The following is a 21,918-nucleotide window of genomic DNA, read 5'->3' as shown; positions in this document are numbered from 1 at the left end:
GAGGGCTTTCTTATGTCGATTAAGAAGCTCGAAGGTGGTCAATATGAAGTGGACGTATGGCCGCGCGGGCGTAACGGAAAACGCATCCGCAGGCGGTTTGGGAAGAAGCAAGAGGCAATCCTTTTTGAGCGTTATGTATTAGCCAACGCTGACAAAAAAGAATGGCTGGGCGCGAGCGTTGATCGCCGCACCTTAAGCGAGTTGTTAAATACCTGGTGGCTGCTGTATGGACAGACTCAGGAAAATGGCGAGATTGAAAAGCGGCACCTGAATAAAACAATCAGAGCGCTGGGCGATCCAGCCGTCAACCGACTGAACAAGCGAATGATTGCACAGCATCGAAGCCAACGACTGGAAGACGGTATCAGCGCAGCAACGATCAATCGGGATATTTACCGCTTATCCGGGATGTTCAGCACGTTGATAAAGTTGGAAGAGTTCAGGAAGGAAAACCCCTGCAAGGGTCTGGAACCACTGAAAGAATCACCGCCAGCTATGACCTATCTCACCAAATCAGAGATCGGCAGATTGTTGGATACTCTGACCGGCGATGATCGCCGCGTAGCGCTGTTGTGTCTTAGTACCGGCGCGCGCTGGGGAGAAGGCAGCACGTTGCGAGGTGAGCAGGTTAATCACGGGCGTGTGACGTTCCTTAGGACCAAAAATGGGAAAAAGCGAACGGTTCCAATTTCTGCAGAGCTAGAGAAGGAGATCAAGACCAGTGACACAGGGCCATTGTTCAAAGTTGATTATGAAAACTTCTGCGAACGACTCAGGCAGGTTAAACCAGACTTGCCACGCGGGCAGGCTACGCATGTGCTCCGGCACACGTTCGCGAGCTGGTTCATGATGAACGGGGGGAATATTATCGCGTTACAGCAGATTCTGGGTCATGCGAGCATTCAGCAAACGATGGTTTATGCTCACCTCGCCCCCGATTACCTGCAACACGCGGTGACGTTAAACCCACTTGGCGGCGGGCTGACGGCGTGACAATGTTGTCTACATCTTGTCTACACCCGTAATGCTAAACCCTTCCTGTAACTGCTTATGGCAGTTGCAGGATCGATTGTTTTATAAGGGATTTTTTCTAAGTACCTGATAAAAAAAACCCCCACATCATGTGGGGGAAGACAGGGATGGTGTCTATGGCAAGGAAAAACAGGGTGCTACTCGGTCGTACACTACTTCTGGGCAGAAGTATTCTGCATGTACGCTATCTGCTGCTGCCAACCGGCGATTCTCTGCTGATAACGTGCATTTAACTGGGCCTTCTGTTCCGGCGTCAGGAGGTTAAACATCAGGTTACGGATACGAGCCATTTCAACCTGGCGATCAACACTCTCCTGTGCCATCTTCTCTGCCAACGCTCTCACCGCGCTGGCATCAAACTTTTCTGCGGTCATCAGGCGATGCATGGCTTCGATATCATGCAGATTCACGCTCGAAAAACCGTGGCGCGCCGTCTGCATCAAATCCCGCATTTGCTGGCGTTGATGCTCTGTCAGACTCACACCATCAAACATATGGTTATGGTCCATACTCTGTTGCATCATGTCGCTGCCCTGATGCCAACGGCTAATCTGCTCACCCTCATTGGCAGAGACAGCGACGCTGGTCAGCGTAAGCAAAGCGGCCATGGTCAGGGTTGCAGTCTTTTGCATCTCTCACTCCTATGTACCGGCTCGCTCATTGATTCGATGTAGTGCAGTCTACCCGCGCAGCTGAAAACATGCGTCAGGGGATGTAAAACTAAGTAAAGTCATGGATTAGCGGCATTTGATATCGTATTTTGCGTCAGGAGGTAACACCCAATGAATAAGATTTTACTGGTTGATGACGATCGCGAACTGACGTCGCTTCTTCAGGAACTGCTTGATCTTGAAGGATTTGAAGTTATCGTCGCTCACGATGGTGAGCAGGCCTTAGCCATGCTGGACGCCAGCATCGACTTACTACTGCTGGATGTCATGATGCCGAAGAAAAACGGTATCGATACCTTAAAAGAGTTGCGTCAACATCATCAGACCCCGGTCATTATGCTCACCGCCCGCGGCAGTGAACTTGACCGTGTCCTCGGATTGGAATTAGGCGCCGACGACTATCTTCCTAAGCCGTTCAACGATAGGGAGTTAGTAGCACGTATCCGCGCTATCCTGCGCCGCTCCAGCTGGAACGAACAGCAGCAAAACGGCGATAATGGAGCACCGATCCTTCAGGTCGACCGCTTACAACTGAATCCTGGGCGCCAAGAAGCCAGTTTCGATGGCCAGCCACTGGAGCTCACCGGTACCGAGTTCACCCTGCTATACCTGTTAGCGCAGCATTTGGGGCAGGTCGTCTCGCGCGAACATCTCAGCCAAGAAGTTTTAGGTAAGCGGCTAACGCCCTTCGATCGCGCCATCGACATGCATATCTCTAACCTTCGCCGCAAACTTCCGGAGCGCCAGGACGGTCAGCCATGGTTTAAAACGCTGCGCGGACGCGGCTATCTGATGGTATCCGTTTCATGATCAATAGCCTAACGGCGCGTATTTTTGCCATTTTCTGGCTGACGCTGGCCCTGGTGTTGATGGTGGTGCTGATGCTCCCCAAGCTCGACTCGCGCCAGATCACCAGCCTGCTGGACAGTGAACGGCGCCAGGGCATCATGCTGGAGCAGCATGTCGAAGCCGAATTGGCCGTCGATCCTCCCAACGACCTACTGTGGTGGCGTCGACTATTCCGCGCTATCGATAAATGGTCACCGCCGGGCCAACGCCTGCTGCTGGTGACCAGCGAGGGGCGTGTGATCGGAGCCCAACGCAACGAGATGCAGATCGTGCGTAACTTCATCGGCCAATCCGATAACGCCGATCATCCGAAGAAGAAAAAATATGGTCGTGTCGAGATCCTCGGCCCCTTCCCCATCCGTGATGGCGAGGATAACTACCAGCTATATCTGCTACGCCCGGCCAATAGCCCGCAATCTGACTTCGTCAATCTGCTCTTCGACCGTCCGTTACTGCTATTGCTGGTCACTATGCTGATCAGTTCGCCGCTGTTGCTGTGGTTAGCCTGGAGTCTGGCGAGCCCAGCCCGCAAGCTGAAGATGGCGGCCGATGAAGTTGCCAGCGGCAATCTGCGCCAGCATCCTGAACTGGAGTCTGGGCCCCAGGAGTTCTTGGCGACCGGCGTCAGCTTCAACCAGATGGTGAGTGCACTTGAAGGAATGGTTAAGGCCCAACAGCGCCTGATCTCCGACATCTCGCACGAGCTGCGCACGCCGCTGACCCGCCTGCAATTGGCCACCGCCCTGATGCGGCGACGCCATGGTGAATACAGCGAGCTGGCGCGCATCGAGACCGAGGCTCAGCGTTTAGATAGCATGATCAACGATCTGTTAGCCCTATCGCGCAACCAGCACAAGACCGAATTGGATCGCGAACCATTGCGTGCCGATGAACTATGGTCCGATGTTCTAGACAATGCCCGCTTCGAAGCAGAGCAACGCGGTAAAAAACTGGAGGTACCAACGCCTCCCGGCCCATGGCCATTGTTTGGCAGCCATGCGGCACTGGATAGCGCATTCGAGAATATCGTGCGTAACGCGCTGCGCTACTCCAATAGCCACATCGTGATCCATTTCAGCTGTGACAAACAAGGGATCACTATCCATGTGGATGACGATGGCCCCGGCGTTGCCCCACAGGATCGTGAGCAAATCTTCCGCCCCTTCTACCGTACCGATGAGGCGCGTGATCGCGAATCCGGTGGTACCGGGCTGGGACTGGCCATTGTCTCTACCGTGGTCGAGCAGCATCACGGCTGGGTTCGGGCCGAAGATAGTCCATTAGGTGGGCTACGTCTGACGCTCTGGCTACCCCTCTCCAGTCGTAGCGGCGTGGGCAAAGCCTAACACTCTGCGTTATACTGCGCCCCCTGAACTCTGGGGGCGCCAATGCTGAACATCGTACTCTTCGAACCTGAAATTCCACCCAATACCGGTAATATCATCCGCCTATGTGCCAACACGGGCTTCCATCTCCACCTGATCGAGCCGCTGGGCTTCACCTGGGACGACAAGCGACTGCGCCGCGCCGGCCTGGATTACCATGAGTTCGCCGACATCCGCCGCCATCACGACTATGCGACCTTTCTCGCCAGCGAATGTCCACAACGCCTGTTTGCCCTGACAACCAAGGGTACTCCCGCTCACAGCGCGGTCAGCTACCAGGCTGGCGATTATCTCTTGTTCGGTCCGGAAACACGTGGATTGCCCGCCACGATCTTGGACAACCTGCCGGCGCAGCAAAAGATCCGTATTCCCATGCTGGCCAGCAGCCGCAGCATGAACCTGTCTAATGCCGTCTCCGTCGTGGTCTACGAGGCTTGGCGTCAACTTGGCTATGCCGGTGCCCTACTGCGCGAGTAATGCCAAGGGCGGTCACTGACCGCCCTCGCTATCCGATCCGGCGCGCCTAAGACACGCTTAAATACCGCTGCCATCCTCGAAGCCGTGGCTATTACCATTGAAGCGCTGATCCATATCCATCGAGGGCTTGTCACTCTCCGGTCGACCGACAATGCGCGCTGGCACACCAGCCACCGTCGTGTGCTCCGGCACCGCATGCAACACGACCGAACCCGCACCGATCTTGGCACCACGGCCTACCTCGATATTACCTAAGATCTTAGCGCCGGCACCGATCATCACCCCCTCACGGATCTTAGGATGGCGATCGCCACACTCCTTGCCCGTCCCCCCCAGGGTAACCGACTGCAAGATCGACACATCGTTCTCCACCACCGCCGTCTCACCGATGACGATACCAGTGGCATGATCCAGCATGATGCCACAGCCGATACGGGCCGCCGGGTGAATATCCACGCCGAACGCCACAGAGATTTGATTCTGTAAATAAATGGCCAAGGCTCGTCGCTCCTGGCGCCATAACCAATGACCGATACGATACGCCTGTAGCGCATGGAACCCCTTCAGGTATAACAAGGGGGTGGAGTATTTATCGACAGCCGGGTCGCGTTGCCGCACCGCCAGGATATCGCGCGCGGCATAGTCCACCATGCAAGGATCGGCACGATAAGCCTCCTCCGCCACCTCTCGAATGGCGATCGCCGGCATGATCGGATCGGCCAGCTTATTCGCCAGGATGTAGCTCAACGCGCCAGACAGATTCTCATGCTTCAGTAACGTGGCATGGAAAAAGCTGGCTAACATCGGCTCACACTCCGCCAGCCCGCGCGCCTCCATCTTGATGTTATGCCAGATGAGCGCCAATTCTTCTGTCGACATGTTTATGCTCCCCTCCTCGTTGCCGGCGACACCCCGGCCTTACAAAGCGATCCTCGTGCTATCCCCCGTCCTCCAGGTAATGGAACGCATGCGGCCACATGGCAGCGACCGCCGACGCCAGACACTCACAGGAGAGGGAAATGGAGAGGATCGGATAATGAATTACGTTATTAATTAATCAGACAGGGGCGCGCGCGGTCAAGAAGAGGATAGCGATAATCCCGACCTGATTCACACCCCTAGGATGAAAGGATGCGGTATCCGCCGATACGGCGGATACCTAAACGGCGCTCAGCGGGCGTTTTCGTCCTTACTGGCGCGCCCTAACAACGAGAGGGCGGCCTCACGGACGTTCTTATGACAGTACAACACTTGGTAGATCTGCTCGGTGATCGGCATCTCGACGCCATGGCGCTGTGCCAGCGACATCACCTCTTTGGTATTGCGATACCCCTCGACCACCTGGCCGATCTGCGCCTGCGCCTCCTCGACGCCCATCCCCTGCCCCAGCATGATACCGAAGCGGCGGTTACGCGACTGATTGTCGGTACAGGTCAATACCAAGTCACCCAGCCCGGCCATCCCCATGAAGGTGGCAGGATCGGCGCCGAGCGCAACGCCCAGCCGACTCATCTCGACCAGACCACGCGTAATCAGCGCGGTACGCGCATTGGCACCAAAGCCGATACCATCCGACATCCCGGCACCGATGGCGATGACGTTCTTCACCGCCCCCCCCAGTTGCACCCCGATAAAATCGGGATTCAGGTAGACGCGAAAGCTCTTACCGCAATGCAACAGGTGCTGTAAATCCTCAGCGAAGGCCATATCTTGCGAGGCGACGGCAATCGCCGTCGGCATCCCGGCGGCCAACTCCTTGGCAAAGGTAGGCCCGGAGATCACCGCTAACGGGATATCCGGCCCTAACGCTTCGCGAGCCACGTCTTGCAACAAACGCCCGGTCTCCGCCTCCAACCCCTTCGTCGCCCAAACCAGACGTGCATCCGGACGCAGATGAGGACGAAGCTGACGCAACACATCGCCAAAGACATGGCTCGGTACCACCACCAATACATCACGGCTCGCGGCCAATGCCTGTGCCAGATCGGTCTCTAACGCCAAGCTGTCGGGGAAACGCACATCCGGTAAGAAGGCCTGGTTGCAGCGTGCCGCCTCCAGCGCCGCGATGTGCGCCGGATCGTGACCCCACAACACCACCGGATGCCCGTTACGGGCTAAGGTAATGGCCAACGCGGTGCCATAGGAGCCGGCACCGATGACCACCATGGAAGCGGCGGGCGTCGTCATTACGCTTCCTGAGTCGGCTCTTCGCCGGCCTGCTGCTGCAGATAGTTCATGAACAGAGCGTCAAAGTTCACCGGCGCCAAGTTCAATTGCGGGAAGGTGCCACGTGCGACCAGGTTGGTGATGCACTCACGCGCATACGGGAACAGGATGTTCGGGCAGTAAGCGCCCAGGCAGTGCGCCATCTGAGTTCCTTCGATACCCGAGATGGTAAAGATACCCGCCTGCTGAACTTCACACAGGAATGCCGTCTCTTCGCCCATGGAAGCCGTCACCGTGACGCGCAGAACGACTTCGAAGACGCCTTCGGCCAGTTGGCTGGACGCCGTGTCCAGATCCAGTTTTACCTCCGGCTGCCACTCTTTCTGGAAGATCGCCGGTGCGTTCGGCGCTTCAAAGGAGATGTCTTTGGTATAGATACGCTGGATCTGGAAAGACATTTCGGTGTTGTTTTGTTCAGACATGGTTGCTTCCTAATCTTTAACTAATGGGTTAATCCCGATTAAACATCGACGCCAGTTACAGCAGTGGGTCAAGCTCACCCCGGGCATCTAATGCGTGCAGGTCATCACAGCCGCCGATGTGGCGCCCGTCGATAAAGATCTGCGGCACGGTGGTGCGGCCACTGCGCGCAATCATCTCTTCACGCTTCTCGGGATGCGCGTCGATGGCGATTTCATCAAACCCAGCCCCTTTAGCCGTCAACAGCGCCTTGGCGCGTAAGCAGAACGGACAGGTCGCTTTGGTATAAATCTCAATCTTGGCCATGATGACTCCTCAGTCAATATCAGCTTATTTTCCGCGGGCTAACGGCAAATTATCGCCCTGCCAGCCAGCAATACCATCTTTCAGAGAAAATACCTGGGCGAAACCCGCGTTAACCAGATGCTCCCCGGATTGACGAGAGGTCATGCCATTGGCGCACACGACGATCACCGGCTGCGCCTTATGCTTCTCCAACTCACCAAAGCTGCCACTCTTCAGTTCGCTCGGCGTCAGGTTTACGGAGTTGGCGATGTGCCCCTTGCGGTACTCGTCACGCGTCCGGGTATCGACGACGACGGCGTCCTCTTTGTTGATCAGTTGGGTCGCCTGGCCGCGACTGATATCTTTCACCTTAGAGAAACGGCTTTTTATCGTCATGACGACAACCGCAACAAACAGCACAATCCACGCCACGCTCAGCACAGGGTGGGCCGTGACGAATTGCATAATCTCTTGCATTTGCATGGGGGGTTACTACTCCCGAATCGGTTAAAGGGCTAAATCAAGGGAACAGAGTATACCTTCGCCTCGCTCCAAATACAGCCGATTAGCACGCGCCGGGCGCTGAAACTGCGGCCTGGCGCGAAAATTTCCCCCTCACCGCTTGCCCTCCTCGCGGCGTGATAGGACACAAAAGGGGCTCTCTTGATTTTTCTACAGCCAAGCGGCAACGGATTGTAGTAAAATTACGCTAATTCACGACGGAATAGCCGTGTATATTGGGGCGAGTCTCACCATCGCCTGTGGCGCCTCACCTTCATCGGCACCGCAGGGGCAATTGCACCGTGTGTGCACGGCTATTCACTCTTGAACTTATCAACATATGAGGTTGTTGTAATGTCGAACGCCAAAAAACCGATGGTTCTGGTGATCCTTGACGGCTACGGTTACCGTGAAGATCAGCAGGATAACGCGATCCTGAATGCTAAGCGTCCGGTGATGAACCGTCTGTGGGCCGAATATCCGCATACGCTGATCTCAGCCTCCGGCCTCGATGTCGGTCTGCCGGATGGCCAGATGGGTAACTCCGAAGTTGGTCACGTCAACCTCGGGGCTGGTCGTATCGTGTACCAGACCTGACTCGCTTAGACAAAGAGATCAAAGAAGGTGATTTCTTCAACAATGCGGTGCTGACGCGCGCCGTTGATAATGCCGTCGCCGCAGGTAAAGCAGTACATATCATGGGCCTGATGTCTCCGGGCGGCGTACACAGCCACGAAGATCACATCATGGCGATGGTCGAGCTGGCCGCACAGCGTGGCGCCGAGGCGATCTATCTGCACGCCTTCCTCGACGGTCGCGATACCCCGCCGCGTAGTGCGGAATCAACACTGAAACGATTCACCGATCGCTTTGCCGTCCTGGGTAAGGGTCGCATCGCCTCGCTGGTCGGGCGTTACTACGCCATGGACCGCGACAACCGTTGGGATCGCGTCGAACTGGCCTATGACCTGCTGAGCGAAGCCAAGGGTGAGTTCCAGGCCGATAACGCCATCGATGGCCTGCAGGCCGCCTACGCTCGTGGCGAAAATGATGAGTTCGTCAAGCCGACCGTAATCCGCGCCGCTGGCCAAGCCGATGCCGCGATGCAAGACGGTGATGCACTGATTTTCATGAACTTCCGTGCCGACCGTGCGCGCGAAATCACCCGTGCCTTCGTGAATGCCGACTTCGATGGCTTTGCCCGTCACAAGACCGTACAGCTGGGCAGCTTCGTCATGCTGACCGAGTACGCCGCCGACATTCAGAGCGAGTGCGCTTACCCGCCTGCCTCACTGACCAACACGCTGGGCGAGTGGTTGATGAAGCACAACAAGACCCAGCTGCGTATCTCCGAAACCGAAAAATACGCGCACGTCACCTTCTTCTATAACGGTGGTGTCGAGACGCCCTTCGAAGGCGAATCTCGCATTCTGATCAACTCCCCGAAAGTGGCAACCTACGATCTACAGCCGGAGATGAGCTCCGCCGAGCTGACCGAGAAACTGGTTGCCGCTATCGGTAGCGGTCAGTACGACACCATTATCTGTAACTATCCGAACGGCGACATGGTCGGCCATACCGGTGTCTACGATGCCGCGGTGAAGGCCGTAGAAGCGCTGGATGCCTGCATCGGTCAGGTTGTCGAAGCGGTACAGAAGGCCGAGGGCCAGCTGTTAATCACGGCCGACCACGGCAACGCCGAACTGATGCGTGACCCGCAAAGCGGCCAGCCGTACACCGCCCACACGAACCTACCTGTCCCGTTGATCTATATCGGTAAACAGGCTGAAGCGGTCGAAGGGGGCAAGCTGTCTGATATCGCGCCGACGATGCTGACCCTGATGGGCATGGATGTCCCGGCAGAGATGACTGGCAAGCCGCTGTTCATCGTGAAATAATCGATCCCCATGAGGGGAAACGATCTGTTTTGCATAACTCGCCTGGACGTCGTGCCGTCTGCCGGGAATGACACCTGCGCCACCACACTGGCGGCGCAGGTGCGTTGTCGTCTCTCGCGCCTGTCCATGGTCTGTGCCGGCGTCCTCTTCGCCGGCAGCACACTGTTCCCCACCGCAGCTTTAGCGGCGGACAGCAACAAGCAGCAACTGCAATCTATCCAGCAAGATATCGCGGCCAAAGAGAAGAGTGTCAAACAGCAGCAGCAACAACGCGCCGCCTTGCAAGATCAACTCAAAGCCCAAGAAAAGCAGATAGCCCAGGCAGGTCGTGCCTTGCACGATACCCAGGCCGAGCTTAGCAAGCTGGATCAGCGCATCACCGCGCTCAATGCCTCCATCCGTAAGCTACAAAGCAAAGAGAACGGTCAGAGCGAGCTCTTGGCACGGCAGCTCGACATCGCGTTCCGCCTCGGCAAGCACACCGGTATGCAGGTATTGCTCAACGGTGAAGAAAGTCAGCGCAGCGAACGCCTACTCGCCTACTTTGGCTACCTCAACACCGCCCGCCAGCAGAATATCGCCGCCCTGCAAGAGACTCGCACCGATCTCAGCCAGCAGAAGCGTGAGCTGGAAAGCGCCAAGATCAAGCAGAAAGCGGTATTGACCACCCAGCAGGAGGCGCAGCAACTGTTGCAGCAGGCGCGTGCCAGCCGCCAGAAGACGCTGAGCGCGCTGGAGAGTTCGCTAGCCAAGGATCAGCAACAGCTGGACGAATTGCGCCAGAACGAGGCTCGCCTACGCGACAAGATCGCACGTGCCGAACGCGAAGCACGCGCACGCGCCGAGCGTGAGGCGCGTGAGGCCGCACGTGTACGTGCCGAGATGAAAGCCAAAGAGGCCCAAGCCAAGAAGAAGGGCACGACCTATAAACCCAGCGAGAGTGAGCGCGCGCTATTGGCGCGTACCGGCGGTCTGGGACGGCCGGCCGGCCAGGCTATCTGGCCAGTACGAGGCCGCGTCATCCATGGCTTCGGCGAGCCGCTACAGGGCGAGCTGCGTTGGAAGGGAATGGTTATCGCCGCCCCAGAGGGCAGTGAGGTCCACGCCATCGCCGATGGCCGTGTACTGTTGGCCGATTGGTTACAGGGTTATGGCCTGGTCGTGGTAATCGAGCATGGCAAAGGCGACATGAGCCTATACGGCTACAATCAGAGTGCGCTGGTTAACGTCGGTGCACAGGTCAAGGCCGGGCAGCCGATTGCGCTGGTCGGCGATAGCGGCGGGCAGGGGCAGTCGGCCCTTTACTTTGAGATCCGCCGCCAGGGGCAGGCGGTTAACCCGCGGCCATGGTTAGGGCGTTAACGCCCGCCAATACGCCTATAGCAGAGAAGGAATAGGCCTTGCGCTCACTGATCCGACTGACTTCACTCGCGCTGCTGTGCAGCGCGTTGGCCGCACCGGCGCAGGCCGGTAAACTCGCCATCGTCATCGATGATTTCGGCTACCGTCCGCATGAAGAAAAACAGGTATTGGCGCTGCCGTTACCCATCACCATCGCCGTGCTACCCAATGCCCCTCACGCCCGCGAGATGGCGCTGCGCGCCCATGCCCAAGGACGTGAAATCCTGATCCACCTGCCCATGGCACCACTCAGTAAACAGCCCTTAGAGCGCAACACGCTACAACCCACCATGAGCGAGGCGGAGATCCAACGCATCATCCGCCAGGCGGTCGATAACGTCCCCTATGCCGTCGGCATGAATAACCATATGGGTAGCGCCATGACCTCCAACCTGGCCGGCATGCAGAAGGTGATGCGCGCGTTGGAGCAATACCACTTCCTTTATTTCCTCGATAGCGTCACCATCGCGCACAGCCAGGTGAGCAACGCCGCCCAGGGTACTGGCGTAAAGGTGATCAAGCGTAAGGTCTTCCTCGACGACGCGCAGAACGAAAGCGCCATCCGGGCGCAACTCAATCGTGCGATACAACTGGCACGACGCAACGGATCGGCCATCGCGATAGGTCACCCACACCCCACCACGGTACGCGTCCTACAGCAAATGCTGCCTAACCTGCCGGCAGATATCGTACTGGTCAAACCCAGCGCACTACTCAACGAGTCGGGGGTTGCGGCTAGCATCAACGCACCGCAAACGACACCACCGGCCAAACCGCGCCCACCTCGCTTCAGCGGGATCCGCCAGTGTCACCTGACATCAACGGCCACACCGATCTACGCCGATCGTGCCTGGCAGGTGATCGCACAAAGCGTCACTCACGCGACGCCACTGAAGTGGCTTCAGGCTCGCTGGACCTTTTGGCTGGCGTGAGAAACGGGGGCAAAAGGGATATATTTCAATATAAAATCTAATCCGTAAGTAAGGTGAAAATGGCTGGAAACACCAGCAATCAAGCTGATTAGCATTACTAAAACTAATTGAAATTAAAAACCCTTAGAAAAACTCAGTCGCACAGAATGTCTCGGCTCACTATTCTGCCTACTTTCTCCCGTTTCCCTGGCTGTACGGACGAGCAGAGTCATTATGTTACTGAGCATTCTCTATATTATTGGTATTACTGCCGAGGCGATGACCGGCGCATTAGCGGCGGGACGCCGCCAGATGGATACCTTCGGCGTGATCATCATCGCCTCGGCGACGGCCATCGGGGGCGGCTCGGTACGTGATATGTTGTTAGGCCATTACCCGCTGAGCTGGGTCAAGCATCCGGAAAACATCGTGATCGTCGCCTGCGCCGCCGTACTGACCACTTGGGTAGCGCCACTGATGTCACACCTACGCCGTTTGTTCCTGCTATTAGACGCCGTCGGACTGATGGTCTTCTCCATCATCGGCGCCCAGGTCGCCTTAGAGATGGGACATGGCCCGATCATCGCGGTAATCGCCGCCGTGATCACCGGGGTATTCGGCGGCGTGTTACGTGACCTATTCTGCAACCAGATCCCCCTCGTGTTTCAGAAGGAACTGTATGCCGGTATCTCTTTCGCCGCCGCCTGGCTCTACCTGGGTCTGCTCTATCTGCAAGTGCCGCAGGATCTCACGGTGATCATCACCCTGGTGGTCGGCTTTAGCGCACGTCTACTGGCGTTACGCTTCCACCTGAGCCTGCCCGTATTCGACTATAAGCAACCAGAGCGCGAATAGTTCGTACGGCGAAATCGCCATACCCAAGCAACGAGAGCGCTGCAACCGTCACCATAGCCGTGTATAATGAGCGGATATCTTGCTATATTTCGCTCTTTTACACGCTGACAAGACACACACATGGTACAAGGTACGCTCTATATCGTTTCCGCGCCGAGCGGCGCTGGCAAATCCAGCCTGATCCAGGCCCTGCTGAAGACGCAGCCAGCCTATGACTCCCGGGTTTCCGTTTCGCACACCACGCGCGCCAGCCGTCCGGGCGAACAGCACGGTGAGCATTACTACTTTGTCTCTGTGGACGAGTTCCAGGCGATGATCGCTCGCGACGATTTCCTGGAGCACGCGGAAGTCTTCGGCAACTACTATGGCACCTCGCGTCAGGCGATAGAAAAGGTCCTGGCGCAAGGCATCGATGTTTTCCTCGATATCGACTGGCAGGGCGCCCGCCAGGTGCGCAATAAGATGCCGCAGGCCCGCAGTATCTTCATCCTGCCGCCGTCACGCGAGGAACTGGCTCGCCGCCTACATGGGCGCGGTCAGGACAGCGATGAGGTCATCGCCGGACGTATGGCTAAAGCCGTTAGCGAAATGTCGCACTATAGCGAGTACGACTATCTCATCATCAACGACGACTTCGACGTCGCGCTCCAGGATCTGCGCACCATCATTCGCGCCGAACGCCTGCGCCGCGAGCGTCAGCAGTTGCGTCATGATGCTTTAATCAGCAAATTATTGGCAGACTGAGCCTAGTTTCAGTATCATGCCCAGTCATTTCTTCACCTGTGGAGTAGCACATTTATGGCACGCGTAACTGTTCAAGACGCTGTAGAGAAAATTGGTAACCGTTTTGACCTGGTGTTGGTCGCTGCTCGTCGCGCGCGCCAGATGCAGACGGGCGGCAAAGAGCCGCTGGTTCCGGAAGAGAACGATAAGACCACCGTTATCGCCCTGCGCGAGATCGAAGAAGGTCTGATCAACAACCAGATCCTGGACGTGCGTGAGCGTCAGGAGCAGCAGGAGCAGGAAGCCGCCGAGCTGCAAGCCGTCACCGCCATTGCGGAAGGTCGTCGTTAATTAACCTCAAGGGCAGCCTTTGTATCTGTTTGAAAGCCTGAATCTTCTGATTCAAAAATACCTGCCAGAAGAGCAGATCAAACGCCTGAAGCAGGCCTATCTGGTCGCGCGCGATGCGCACGAGGGGCAGACACGCTCCAGTGGTGAGCCCTACATTACCCACCCGGTCGCAGTGGCCTGCATCCTGGCTGAAATGCGTCTCGACTACGAGACGCTGATGGCCGCCCTGTTACACGACGTCATCGAAGATACCCCCGCCACCTACCAAGACATGGAACAGCTGTTCGGCAAGAGTGTCGCCGAACTGGTGGAAGGGGTATCCAAGCTCGATAAACTGAAATTCCGCGATAAGAAAGAGGCCCAAGCGGAGAACTTCCGCAAGATGATCATGGCGATGGTGCAAGACATCCGCGTCATTCTGATCAAGCTGGCCGACCGTACCCACAATATGCGCACCCTCGGGTCGCTGCGCCCGGACAAACGACGCCGCATCGCACGCGAAACCCTAGAGATCTATAGCCCGCTAGCCCATCGCCTGGGCATCCATCATCTGAAAACGGAATTAGAGGAGCTGGGCTTTGAGGCCCTGTACCCCAATCGCTTTCGCGTGATCAAAGAGGTGGTCAAAGCGGCGCGGGGCAACCGCAAGGAGATGATCCAGAAAATCCTGGCGGAGATCGACGGGCGGCTGAGTGAGGCAGGGATCGTCTGCCAGGTCAACGGGCGTGAGAAACACCTCTACTCTATCTATCGCAAGATGCATCTCAAAGAGCAGCGTTTTCACTCCATCATGGATATCTACGCCTTCCGCGTGATCGTCAAGGATGTGGATACCTGCTATCGGGTGCTCGGGCAGGTGCATAGCCTGTACAAGCCCCGTCCTGGTCGGGTGAAAGACTACATCGCCATCCCCAAGGCCAACGGCTATCAATCGCTGCATACCTCTCTGATCGGGCCGCACGGTGTTCCGGTCGAGGTACAGATCCGTACCGAAGACATGGATCAAATGGCCGAGATGGGGGTTGCCGCACACTGGGCCTACAAAGAGGGCGAGTCGAGCACCACCGCCCAAATTCGCGCCCAGCGTTGGATGCAGAGTCTGCTGGAGCTACAACAGAGCGCCGGTAGCTCCTTCGAATTTATCGAGAGCGTGAAATCGGATCTCTTCCCCGACGAAATCTATGTTTTTACCCCGGAAGGGCGCATCGTCGAGCTCCCCGCCGGGGCGACACCGGTCGACTTCGCCTATGCGGTCCATACCGATATCGGCCACGCCTGTGTCGGCGCGCGCGTCGATCGCCAACCCTATCCACTCTCTCAAGCCCTAAACAGCGGCCAGACCATCGAGATCATCACCGCACCGGGCGCGCGTCCCAACGCCGCCTGGCTGAACTTCGTGGTCAGCTCCAAGGCGCGGGCCAAAATCCGCCAGATGCTGAAAAACCTCAAGCGCGACGACTCCGTCAGCCTGGGGCGCCGTCTGCTGACCCATGCACTGGGCAATGGACGTAAACTGGCGACTATTCCACCACAGAATATCCAGCGTGAATTGGATCGGATGAAGCTCCAATCGTTGGACGATCTGCTGGCGGAGATCGGCCTGGGTAACGCCATGAGTGTCGTGGTAGCACGCAATCTGCTCGGCGAGCAGGATACCCCACCAGGCGGGCGCAACCTGCCGATCAAAGGCGCCGATGGGGTGTTGCTCACCTTCGCCAAGTGCTGCCGCCCGATCCCCGGCGACCCGATCGTCGCCCACGTCAGCCCTGGCAAGGGGTTGGTGATCCACCACGAATCCTGTCGTAATATTCGCGGCTACCAGAAGGAGCCGGAGAAATTTATGCCGGTAGAGTGGGACAAGGCGATCGATCAGGAATTTATTGCCGAGATTAAGGTCGACATGTTCAACCATCAGGGGGCGCTGGCCAACCTGACGGCGGCGATCAATGCCACGGCCTCCAATATTCAGAGTATGAACACCGAAGAGAAAGACGGCCGCGTCTACTCGGTGTATATTCGCCTGACTACTCGTGATCGCGTGCATCTGGCCAATATCATGCGCAAAATCCGCATCATGCCGGATGTGATTAAAGTCACCCGAAACAGAAACTAATCGCCATGACCCCACAACGCTATGCCCGGATCTGTCAGATGATGGCGGCACGTCAGCCCGATCTGACCGTCTGCATGGAGCAGGTGCACAAACCGCATAACGTCTCCGCCGTGATCCGTACCGCTGACGCCGTCGGCGTTCATCAGCTCCACGCCGTGTGGCCGGGTAAGAGTATGCGTACCCTGGTCTCCACCGCCGCCGGCAGCAACAGTTGGGTCAGTGTCAAAACCCATCGCGACATCGCCTCTGCCGTCAGCGAACTCAAAGGCCAGGGGATGCAGATCCTGGCGACCAACCTGTCGGCAACGGCGGTCGACTTCCGCGAGATCGACTACACGCGCCCTACCTGTATCCTGATGGGGCAAGAGAAGCGCGGTATCAGCGCCGAGGCGCTGCAACTGGCCGATCGCGATATCATCATTCCGATGGTCGGCATGGTGCAGTCGCTCAACGTCTCCGTAGCGAGCGCCCTCATCCTGTATGAGGCACAGCGCCAACGCCAGCAGGCTGGCATGTACCAACACCATCAACCGCGTCTGAGCGACGAGGAGCAACAACGCCTATTATGGGAAGGTGGCTACCCCGTTCTGGCCAGCGTCGCGCGCCGTAAAGGGTTGACGCGTCCCCACATCGGCGACGACGGGCAGATTGAGGCCCCGCAGGCTTGGTGGGACGCTATGCAGGCTGCCAGGAGCTAACATGCAGGGCCGCCTGCTCGACGCCGTCCCGCTGACCTCGCTCTCCGGCGTAGGTGCCAGTCAGGCGGGTAAGCTGGCCAAACTCGGGCTGGTCACCATACAGGATCTACTGCTACATCTCCCGTTGCGCTATGAGGACCGTACGCGCCTCTACCGCATCGGCGAACTCCAGCCGGGCCAAGTGGTCACGATAGAGGGGGAGGTGCTACGTACCGACGTCGCCTTTGGTCGCCGCCGCATGCTGACCAGTCAGATCAGCGATGGCAGCGGTCTGCTGACCCTACGCTTCTTCAACTTCAGTGCCGCGATGAAAAATAGCCTGGCTCCCGGCAAGCGGGTACTGGCCTACGGTGAGATCAAGCGCGGTCACCATGGTGGTGAAATCATCCACCCCGAATACCGTATCCAAGGCGACGATGCCCCCATCGAGTTGCAAGCCGCCCTGACACCGGTCTACCCCACGACCGAAGGCGTACGCCAGGCGACACTGCGCAAGCTGAGCGATCAGGCATTGGCGCTGCTCGACATCACGCCGATCCCCGAGCTGCTGCCCGAATCCCTAGGGCAGGGGCTGATCAGCCTACCCGAGGCGTTACATACCCTTCACCGCCCACCAGCCGATATCCGTCTGGAGGATCTCGCCCAGGGCCGCCATCCAGCACAGCGACGGTTGATCCTGGAGGAGTTATTGGCGCACCACCTCAGTATGCTGGCGGTACGCGCGGGTAATCAACGCCAGCATGCCCTCGCACTCGGCGCCAACGATAACCTCAAGCAACGCCTACTGGCGGCACTGCCGTTCACGCCGACAGCCGCACAATGGCGTGTGTTGGCCGATATCGAGACCGATATGGCCAAGAGCGTGCCCATGATGCGCCTGGTACAGGGCGACGTCGGCTGCGGTAAGACGCTGGTCGCTGCTCTGGCGGCGCTACGCGCCATCGCCAATGGCCATCAAGTGGCACTCATGGCCCCCACCGAGCTGTTGGCCGAGCAACACGCCGCTAACTTTCGTCACTGGTTCGAGCCGCTGGGGCTACGCGTGGGTTGGCTGGCTGGCAAGCAGAAAGGTAAGGCGCGCCAGACGCAAATGGCCGCTATCGCCGCCGGCGAGGTAGACATGGTTGTCGGTACCCATGCTCTGTTTCAAGAGCAGGTGCAATTCGCCGATCTCGCGCTGGTGATCATCGACGAACAGCACCGCTTCGGTGTGCATCAACGTCTCGCATTATGGGAGAAGGGCCAGGCGCAGGGCTTTCACCCCCATCAATTGATCATGACCGCTACTCCGATCCCACGCACACTGGCGATGACCGCCTACGCCGATTTAGATACCTCGGTGATCGACGAGTTACCGCCAGGACGGACGCCGGTCACCACCGTCGCCATCGCCGACACTCGGCGAGAACAGATCCTGGAGCGCGTGCGTCATGCCTGCCTGACGGAGAAGCGCCAGGCCTACTGGGTATGTACCCTGATCGAAGAGTCGGAGGTATTGGAGGCGCAGGCGGCAGAGGCAACCGCTGAGGCCCTAAGCCAACAGTTACCTGAGCTGCGCATCGCCCTGGTGCATGGGCGGATGAAAGCGGCAGACAAACAACAGGTAATGGCACGATTCAAAGCGGGAGAGATCGATCTACTGGTTGCCACCACGGTGATCGAGGTCGGCGTCGACGTACCTAACGCCAGCCTGATGATCATCGAGAACCCCGAGCGTTTGGGGCTAGCCCAGCTTCACCAACTGCGTGGACGCGTCGGACGCGGCGCAGTCGCCTCCCATTGCGTCTTACTATACAAGGCGCCGCTGAGCCAGACGGCGCAGCAACGGCTCCAGGTACTACGTGACAGCAATGATGGCTTCGTGATCGCCCAACGCGATCTCGAGATCCGGGGACCCGGCGAGCTCTTGGGCACCCGCCAGACCGGCAACGCCGAATTCCGCGTCGCCGATCTGCTGCGCGACCAGGCGCTGATCCCCGAGGTGCAACGCATCGCGCGCCATCTACACAGCGCCTACCCACAACATGCGCAGGCACTGATCGAACGCTGGCTACCGGCGGGCGATCGCTACTCTAACGCCTAATCGCCCGCCTCGGCTTAGCCAAGCACCTGAGCGAACAATGGCAGCATCAAATACAGCTTGATGATGATGGCGTTGGCGATATCGATAAAGAAAGCCCCCACCATCGGTACCACCAAGAAGGCCAGGTGAGAAGGGCCAAAGCGCTCGGTGATCGCCTGCATGTTGGCAATAGCCGTTGGGGTTGCCCCCAGGCCAAAACCACAGTGCCCCGCCGCCAATACCGCCGCATCGTAATTCTTGCCCATCACCCGATAGGTGACGAAGATGGCATACAACGCCATCACCAACGTCTGTACGGCCAAGATGGCCAACATCGGCAACGCCAGTGAAGCCAACTCCCACAGCTTGAGGCTCATCAGCGCCATCGCCAGGAACAGAGAGAGGCTGACGTTACCCAGTACCGAAACGGCGCGTTCGAAGACTTGATAAAAACCGATCTTAGACAGGGTATTACTCAGGATCACCCCGACGAACAGCACGCAAACGAAGGTTGGCAGCTCCAGTGCAGAGCCACGCAGCCAACCGGCAATCAACTGACCAACCGTCAGGCAGATGACGATCAGGGCCAGGGTCTCAATCAGCACCAGTGAGGTGATCATTCGCCCACTCTGCGGCTTCTCAAAGGCGCTGGGTACGGCGTTGTCATCCGGAGCCCCATCCGGGGTCGAGGAGCGCTGAACCAGATAACGCGCTACCGGGCCACCGATCAACCCCCCGAGCACCAGGCCGAAGGTGGCGCAAGCCATCGCGACTTCGGTGGCATTCTGGAAGCCGTAGCGTTCAATAAATAGCTTACTCCAGGCCGCTCCGGTGCCGTGACCGCCAGAGAGAGTGATCGAGCCGGCCAGTAACCCCATCAACGGATCCAGCCCTAACAGCTTCGCCATGCTGATACCGATCGCATTCTGCACGATCAGCAAACCAACCACGACAAACAGGAAGATGCTGAGGGCTTTGCCACCCGCCCGTAGGCTCGCCAGGTTAGCGTTCAAACCGATCGTAGCGAAGAAGGCCAACATCAATGGATCCTTCAGCGACATATCAAAGTCGATTTCGAATCCGACACTCTTCTTCAAAACGAGCAGGGCCAAGGCGACCAGCAGACCGCCGGCCACCGGTTCGGGGATAGTGTATTTGGTGAGTAATGGTATTTTTTGCACCATCTGACGCCCCAGCAATAACACCAGCGTCGCGGCAACCAACGTGCCGTAAATGTCCATATGATACATTCAGGTACTCCATATAGTTTTTATATTTCAGAAAGTTATATAAACACACCTTCTTAGTACAGTTTTGGAATCCACCAATGTAAAGGCAAAGGTTATGGTGCAGCAAGTTTTTAGAGAAAAAAACTGATGTACGCAAAAGCGCGAAAAAAAGAGCCCCCACCCACGCGCAAACGTTTGCTTTTGTGCGCTAGATCATTAAAATGCGCCCATTGTCGATCCTGGATGCCGTACTCATGACCACACATACCACAGAGCTCAACCCTGCATGCCCGTCACACACAGCTCCGGCCACGACCAGCGAACTGATTTATCGCCTGGATGATCGTCCGCCATTGGCGCAAACCCTGTTTGCCGCCTGCCAGCATCTGCTGGCGATGTTTGTCGCCGTGATCACCCCCGCACTACTGATCTGCCAGGCACTCGGCCTACCGGCCCAGGATACGCAGCACATTATCAGCATGTCGCTCTTCGCCTCGGGATTAGCCTCGCTGCTACAAATCAAGACCTGGGGCCCGGTCGGTTCGGGGTTATTGTCGATTCAAGGCACCAGCTTTAACTTTGTCACCCCCTTGATCATGGGGGGTATGGCCTTGAAAACGGGTGGCGCGGATATTCCGACCATGATGGCGACGCTGTTTGGTACCCTAATGCTGGCCTCCTGTACCGAGATCATCCTGTCCCGCTTCCTGCATCTGGCTCGCCGCATCATCACGCCACTGGTCTCCGGCATCGTGGTGATGATCATCGGCCTGTCGCTGATTCAAGTCGGTCTCATCTCCATCGGCGGCGGTTACGCCGCGATGAACGATCACAGCTTCGGTGCGCCGCGTAATCTGTTGCTGGCCGGGGCGGTACTGCTGGTGATCATCCTGCTCAATCGCCAGCGTAACCCCTATCTACGCGTCGCCTCATTGGTGATCGCCATGACCGTCGGCTACGCCCTAGCCTGGGCGCTAGACATGTTGCCCTCATCGGCAGCCGAGCCAAACACTGCCCCACTGCTTACCGTGCCGACGCCGCTATATTATGGCCTGGGCATCGACTGGAACCTGTTGATCCCACTGATGCTGGTGTTTATGGTGACCTCGCTGGAAACCATTGGCGACATCACGGCCACCTCGGATGTCTCGGAGCAGCCGGTGTCCGGGCCGCTGTATATGAAGCGACTGAAAGGCGGGGTACTGGCGAATGGTCTCAATTCGATGCTCTCCGCCGTCTTCAACACCTTCCCCAACTCCTGCTTCGGCCAAAATAATGGCGTGATCCAGTTGACGGGTGTCGCCAGCCGTAAGGTGGGCTTTGTGGTAGCGCTGATGTTAATCCTGCTGGGGCTATTCCCGGCGGTGGCCGGCTTTGTCCAACACATTCCCGAGCCGGTACTCGGTGGTGCGACCATCGTCATGTTCGGCACCATCGCCGCCTCAGGCGTACGTATCGTCTCGCGTGAACCGCTCAACCGCCGCGCCATCATGATCATGGCCCTGTCACTGGCCGTTGGACTCGGGGTATCCCAGCAGCCGGAAATCCTGCAGTTCGCACCACAATGGCTGAAGACACTGCTGGCCTCCGGTATCGCGGCTGGCGGCATCACCGCCATCGTACTGAACCTGATCTTCCCACAGGAAACAGCCCGCTAATCGCATTCTCGGTGGGCTGCCCTGGCCCGCCCTCTCCTTTCGGAACGCTCCCTCTTGAGCCTCCAGCGCAATTACGGCATAAACTAGAAGATATCCCGCCACCTCTTCCGCCTCCGCGGCCTCGTCTGGATTCGCTCGCCTGCCCCTATCGGGTACGGGCAGACAGCGACGAG

At 57.8% G+C, this 21,918-nt stretch carries 20 protein-coding genes and 1 pseudogene; 14 read left to right on the top strand and 7 right to left on the bottom strand.

All coding sequences use genetic code 11. The annotated features are described in order from the left end of the window. Positions 1–12 precede the first annotated feature (12 nt). On the top strand, positions 13–993 hold the full coding sequence (locus DCL27_RS00200) for a phage integrase (protein WP_035597353.1): 981 nt from the start codon (positions 13–15) through the stop codon (positions 991–993). Positions 994–1,184: 191 nt separating this feature from the next. On the opposite strand, the gene cpxP is transcribed toward DCL27_RS00200, so the two are convergent. Beyond that, entirely contained in the window at positions 1,185–1,664 is a 480-nt protein-coding gene (cpxP, locus tag DCL27_RS00195) for a cell-envelope stress modulator CpxP (protein ID WP_005290984.1), read from the bottom strand. 150 nt (positions 1,665–1,814) lie between these two features. On the opposite strand from cpxP, the gene cpxR reads away from it, so the two are divergent. From cpxR to trmL, 3 genes are read left to right on the top strand one after another with little or no spacing between them, the layout of a single operon-like run. Then, on the top strand, positions 1,815–2,513 hold the full coding sequence (gene cpxR, locus DCL27_RS00190; protein WP_005290987.1) for an envelope stress response regulator transcription factor CpxR: 699 nt from the start codon (positions 1,815–1,817) through the stop codon (positions 2,511–2,513). After that, the gene (gene cpxA / locus DCL27_RS00185; protein ID WP_005290989.1) at positions 2,510–3,898 is read left to right on the top strand and encodes an envelope stress sensor histidine kinase CpxA; all 1,389 of its coding nucleotides are present in this window, start codon (positions 2,510–2,512) and stop codon (positions 3,896–3,898) included. The genes cpxR and cpxA overlap by 4 nt, the downstream gene beginning before the upstream one ends. Positions 3,899–3,940: 42 nt before the next feature. Beyond that, complete coding sequence (trmL, locus tag DCL27_RS00180; RefSeq protein ID WP_005290991.1) at positions 3,941–4,414, top strand: tRNA (uridine(34)/cytosine(34)/5-carboxymethylaminomethyluridine(34)-2'-O)-methyltransferase TrmL; 474 nt, start codon at positions 3,941–3,943, stop codon at positions 4,412–4,414. Positions 4,415–4,471: 57 nt separating this feature from the next. Here trmL and cysE read toward each other — a convergent pair whose 3' ends face one another. From cysE to DCL27_RS00155, 5 genes are all read right to left on the bottom strand, one after another. Beyond that, positions 4,472–5,293, bottom strand: coding sequence for a serine O-acetyltransferase (gene cysE, locus DCL27_RS00175; RefSeq protein ID WP_005290993.1), 822 nt, complete (start codon positions 5,291–5,293; stop codon positions 4,472–4,474). A gap of 291 nt (positions 5,294–5,584) precedes the next feature. Beyond that, positions 5,585–6,601 (bottom strand): NAD(P)H-dependent glycerol-3-phosphate dehydrogenase, encoded by a 1,017-nt coding sequence (gene gpsA, locus DCL27_RS00170; protein WP_005290996.1) that lies wholly within the window; start codon positions 6,599–6,601, stop codon positions 5,585–5,587. Further along, entirely contained in the window at positions 6,601–7,062 is a 462-nt protein-coding gene (gene secB, locus DCL27_RS00165) for a protein-export chaperone SecB (protein ID WP_005290999.1), read from the bottom strand. The genes gpsA and secB overlap by 1 nt, the downstream gene beginning before the upstream one ends. 55 nt (positions 7,063–7,117) lie before the next feature. Beyond that, on the bottom strand, positions 7,118–7,366 hold the full coding sequence (gene grxC, locus DCL27_RS00160) for a glutaredoxin 3 (RefSeq protein ID WP_035596257.1): 249 nt from the start codon (positions 7,364–7,366) through the stop codon (positions 7,118–7,120). Between the two features lie 24 nt (positions 7,367–7,390). Next, on the bottom strand, positions 7,391–7,822 hold the full coding sequence (locus DCL27_RS00155; protein ID WP_035595513.1) for a rhodanese-like domain-containing protein: 432 nt from the start codon (positions 7,820–7,822) through the stop codon (positions 7,391–7,393). 378 nt (positions 7,823–8,200) lie between these two features. On the opposite strand from DCL27_RS00155, the pseudogene gpmM reads away from it, so the two are divergent. From gpmM to recG, 9 genes and pseudogenes are all read left to right on the top strand, one after another. Next, a pseudogene (gpmM, locus tag DCL27_RS00150) lies at positions 8,201–9,744 on the top strand (2,3-bisphosphoglycerate-independent phosphoglycerate mutase). A 9-nt stretch (positions 9,745–9,753) separates the two neighbouring features. After that, entirely contained in the window at positions 9,754–11,106 is a 1,353-nt protein-coding gene (gene envC / locus DCL27_RS00145) for a murein hydrolase activator EnvC (protein ID WP_005291012.1), read from the top strand. 38 nt (positions 11,107–11,144) lie between these two features. Beyond that, complete coding sequence (locus tag DCL27_RS00140) at positions 11,145–12,077, top strand: divergent polysaccharide deacetylase family protein (RefSeq protein ID WP_035596264.1); 933 nt, start codon at positions 11,145–11,147, stop codon at positions 12,075–12,077. 213 nt (positions 12,078–12,290) lie between these two features. After that, on the top strand, positions 12,291–12,911 hold the full coding sequence (locus DCL27_RS00135; protein WP_005291020.1) for a trimeric intracellular cation channel family protein: 621 nt from the start codon (positions 12,291–12,293) through the stop codon (positions 12,909–12,911). A gap of 120 nt (positions 12,912–13,031) precedes the next feature. Continuing rightward, complete coding sequence (gene gmk, locus DCL27_RS00130) at positions 13,032–13,655, top strand: guanylate kinase (RefSeq protein ID WP_005291023.1); 624 nt, start codon at positions 13,032–13,034, stop codon at positions 13,653–13,655. A 54-nt stretch (positions 13,656–13,709) separates the two neighbouring features. Continuing rightward, on the top strand, positions 13,710–13,985 hold the full coding sequence (gene rpoZ, locus DCL27_RS00125) for a DNA-directed RNA polymerase subunit omega (protein ID WP_005291030.1): 276 nt from the start codon (positions 13,710–13,712) through the stop codon (positions 13,983–13,985). 19 nt (positions 13,986–14,004) lie between these two features. Then, entirely contained in the window at positions 14,005–16,098 is a 2,094-nt protein-coding gene (gene spoT, locus DCL27_RS00120) for a bifunctional GTP diphosphokinase/guanosine-3',5'-bis pyrophosphate 3'-pyrophosphohydrolase (protein ID WP_005291033.1), read from the top strand. A gap of 5 nt (positions 16,099–16,103) precedes the next feature. Next, entirely contained in the window at positions 16,104–16,796 is a 693-nt protein-coding gene (gene trmH, locus DCL27_RS00115) for a tRNA (guanosine(18)-2'-O)-methyltransferase TrmH (protein WP_228594455.1), read from the top strand. 1 nt (position 16,797) lies between these two features. Then, positions 16,798–18,879, top strand: a complete 2,082-nt coding sequence (gene recG, locus DCL27_RS00110; RefSeq protein WP_035596268.1) for an ATP-dependent DNA helicase RecG — start codon at positions 16,798–16,800, stop codon at positions 18,877–18,879. A gap of 14 nt (positions 18,880–18,893) precedes the next feature. Here the strand turns inward: recG and gltS are convergent, their stop codons facing one another. Then, the gene (gltS, locus tag DCL27_RS00105) at positions 18,894–20,108 is read right to left on the bottom strand and encodes a sodium/glutamate symporter (RefSeq protein WP_005291042.1); all 1,215 of its coding nucleotides are present in this window, start codon (positions 20,106–20,108) and stop codon (positions 18,894–18,896) included. Between the two features lie 233 nt (positions 20,109–20,341). Between gltS and DCL27_RS00100 the strand changes: the two genes are divergently transcribed. Further along, positions 20,342–21,745, top strand: coding sequence for a nucleobase:cation symporter-2 family protein (locus DCL27_RS00100; protein ID WP_005295654.1), 1,404 nt, complete (start codon positions 20,342–20,344; stop codon positions 21,743–21,745). Positions 21,746–21,918 lie beyond the last annotated feature (173 nt).

This window comes from Edwardsiella tarda ATCC 15947 = NBRC 105688, from assembly GCF_003113495.2.
GTDB classification, from domain to species: domain Bacteria; phylum Pseudomonadota; class Gammaproteobacteria; order Enterobacterales; family Enterobacteriaceae; genus Edwardsiella; species Edwardsiella tarda.
The sequence above is the reverse complement of the archived record's forward strand: the minus strand, read 5'-3'. Positions and strand labels throughout refer to the sequence as shown.